A 3,484-nucleotide genomic window follows, 5' to 3' on the forward strand; every position below is an offset into this window, starting at 1 on the left:
ACATCTTACCTACCTGTGCGTATTGCGAAATGGAAAATCTACGTAAATTAACAATTTAAGTATTTGTCTTAACTACAGATGAATCAAGCGGTTTTTATGTAGGAATTATGTTTATGCGATGTAAGTATCCACTGATGTTTATTGGCAGTTAAGGTGTTGCTGAGTACTTATTTAAACAAGCAGTGAAGTGATATAGGAAGGATAAGTAAAAAGTATACTAAAGCCCCAGGTGTCAACCGGGGCATGGTTTAAAGTTCGGTACAGACTTGGTTTCTGCCATTGGCTTTGGCGCGATAAAGAGCTTTGTCTGCACGATAAAAAGTTCGCTGAGTATTCTCGCCTTCTCGATGCAAGGTAATCCCTATGGATACGGTCAGCCCCCGCTCACCAAGAATATCGTCCCAACCATATCGATAAATCCGTTCACGATAATTCTCGGCATGCATTTCTGCGCGTTCCAGTTGGGTATTCTCAAGGATCACGAGGAACTCTTCACCACCAAATCGTACGCACGATGCGCCTTTAAATCTGAAGTAGGACGCCAGTTCCTGTGACACACTTTTGATCGCTTTGTCGCCCACCAAGTGGCTTAGTTCGTCATTGATGGATTTGAAGTGATCGATATCGATGACCATCAATGCAAATGCAGTATCGTGCAGAAGTAGATCTTTTAGTTTAACTTCTAACCAGCGTCGGTTGTGTAAAGACGTAAGTGGATCGGTAAAGACGTCCTGCTGTAGCTGAGCAACAGTATTTTTATGCTGCTTGGTGGTTTCTTTTAGTTCTTTGTTTTCTAGCTCTGACAAAATGAGTTTGAGTTGTAACTCAAAGCGTGAAAGTCGGCGTAGTTGAGCAGACCCTAACTCACCGATCGGAATATGTTTTACAAGATCAGATTCGATTCTATGCGCTTTTTTTTCACAATTTAATGCTTCTTGATACAACCCTTGAGAGGCGTAAACTTGACTCATCGCGTTATAAAAATGCTGAGTAACGATAGGAGATAGCTGCTTTTGAATCCTTTTACTGATGGAGTCCAACGTTAAATTAGCTAAAGAAGTGTGCCCTACACCGTTTAGACAATACGCAGTCTCAATTTTGACCATCGTGGATAACCAGTATGTCGTGGCACTACCCGTTGTATACTGAACATTCGAAATAGCCAGCAACGCATTGGGGTAGTCTTCTTGCAGACGATGTAATTTGGCTCGGTAGAGGTGAATTTGTGCGGCGAGGTTTTTATCACTGACGAGAATGCTCAGTTCTTCACATTCACTCAATAGCTCTTTGGCGTCTGCGGTACGGTTCAAGCTGATATAACAGGCAAGCATGTACAGCTTGTAACGAAGGCGTAGGGATCGACTGCCAATAGCGTGATCGATAGCATCTATTTTTTGATAATAACGTAATGCACGTTGGTGATCCCCATAGGCATCGCACAAATTACCCATTCCAATAATGGCCAATACGTACTCATCAATATAGCCGTACTCGACGGCGATATTGGTTGAAGCAACATACTCGGTTAATGCCGCATTGTAGTCACCTACTTCAACTAAACGCTCACTCAAGCTTGCTTTCACAGAAAGAATATCTTCCACATCTTCTGGTAAAACAAGTAACTCAAGGGCTTGTTTCAATTCACTAATGCTGTCGTTGAGCTGTTTGATCTCTCTTCGATACTCGGCGCTAATGATATAGCAATGCGCTTTCTCTCGGTTTGTTGACGCAATATGTAACCCTATGTGTTCCCATAGCGTAATCGCTTCTTCACCTGAAACGGAAGAAGGATCGATACCTGCGTCAGTCACCTTGCTAAGCAGTTGTTCCATTCTTCATTACCTCAATATAACTTTCTTCGAGCTGTTCTAACGTGAATGGGAAGGTCAGGATATCTTGCAAATACAGTATCGGTTTCGGGCCTTTGATTCCGCGTCGCTTCCATGGATAGATGTCTAACATCGCTTGGACAGTGCGGTAGACCTCTTCTGCTGCTTGACCTTTTTCTGCAATTAACATTGCTAGCCTGTTACTGGAAATTCTCGAGATGAGGTCGCTGGAGGTTGTTAATGCATGAACGAGCTCGGTACAAACATCGAGAACTTCGGGGTTTGAATGCTGAATCATAATGATGGCGTGGTTAGAGCGTTTGAGCTCCGTTTTAAACAAAACTAACTGTTCCCACCAGTAGGTCTCAGAAACGACATTAGAGAACTGTTTTTCAGGGTCGTATTCGTGTTGAGAGCGAATATGATTGATCAGCTTACGTGCTCGCTGCTCTAGTTGGCGTTTAGAGCCTCTTGCTTTATCCATGCTGATTCGATGAGTTTGTTCTTTGAGCATTTTGAGTGCGTGCTTACGGTATTTCTTGAACGCGTTAAACGCAGACTCAAAGTCACCTTGTTCTTCAGCGACTCGTGATTGTTGGAAGCAAATTTGGCTGAGTAGCTCACCGTGGTCGAAACTGAGTGCAGACTCTTCTGCTGCAAGTAGCAACTTGGCAGCGCTGTCTGTATTTTGGCGCAAAAGCTCAAGTCTTGCTCGGCTAATAAAAGAGTGTGCTTTCATCCAAACGAGGTCATGCTCAATGGCAAGCTGGTGGGCTTTTTGGGTGGCTTCTTCGGCCGCATCAAGGCGTTCTAGTCCAAGCAGTGCTAACCCTTTAAAGTCCCAGATCTCGGCTTGCCACGTACTGTCATCATGATCTTTTAATACTTCGGTTGCTCCATCCAGTACCGTAAGCATCTCGACAAACTTATTTAGTAAGTAATAGTCCCAAGCTAATAGGATGCGCGCTTTGCCTTCTAACCAAGCAATACGAACATTGTTTGCCACTTTAACGGCTAACTCATGAGTTGAAGCGGCAAGTTGGTGTTCATTAGTGATGCGCCATACATTACCAAGCCCAATTAGAGATTCGATTTGAATTTCAACATCATCAACAAGAGCAGATTGTTCGAGCGCATTAATCCAATATTGTTGCGCGGAATAATACTTTGCTTGGCCCCAATATTGGAGTGCAAAAAGATGGAGAATTTCCGGGAGATGATCGTCGGTTTCAAGCTGTGTTTGTTTGCTGTAAGCGTCTTTGACGAGTTTTAAGCCTTGTCGGTAATCCATTAGGCACCAACAGCATTGCGCCATGATGAGTAAGGCTTTGATCTCTCCGTCCACAAATAAAATTTGTTCCGCGCGGATACGATATTGCTGCGCAACATTAAAGGTATGTTTAGGGGCCGATTTTATTTGGCCTTTAAGCTTAGTGAGATCATCTTCTAGCTGAATTTGGTTTTTATCCAACGTTCACATCCATGACTATCGAACTGGAAATCACACCTAATATTAAGTGGTTAGATGCATGTTTCTTTACCAAAGCGATGCGGATAACATTTTGGTAAACGATCAGGGGCCGTAATGTATACCGTTACAACCCCTAATTACTACATCTAAATTACCAATAGAATAGCTACGATAGGAGCTGTTT

Annotated in this window: 2 protein-coding genes; both read right to left on the minus strand. The window is 43.1% G+C overall.

Annotated features, from left to right (window positions below; translation table 11 throughout):
• Positions 1-248: 248 nt before the first annotated feature.
• Positions 249-1,832: a GGDEF domain-containing protein gene (locus CAG68_RS12275; protein ID WP_086047245.1), complete on the minus strand. Its 1,584-nt coding sequence runs from the start codon at positions 1,830-1,832 to the stop codon at positions 249-251.
• Positions 1,816-3,300: a hypothetical protein gene (locus CAG68_RS12280; protein WP_054729922.1), complete on the minus strand. Its 1,485-nt coding sequence runs from the start codon at positions 3,298-3,300 to the stop codon at positions 1,816-1,818. Before CAG68_RS12280 ends, CAG68_RS12275 begins: the two co-directional genes overlap by 17 nt.
• Between the last annotated feature and the right edge of the window lie 184 nt (positions 3,301-3,484).

Source organism: Vibrio sp. V42_P2S4T144 (assembly GCF_009904715.1).
In the GTDB taxonomy this organism is placed as follows: Bacteria; Pseudomonadota; Gammaproteobacteria; order Enterobacterales; family Vibrionaceae; genus Vibrio; species Vibrio alginolyticus.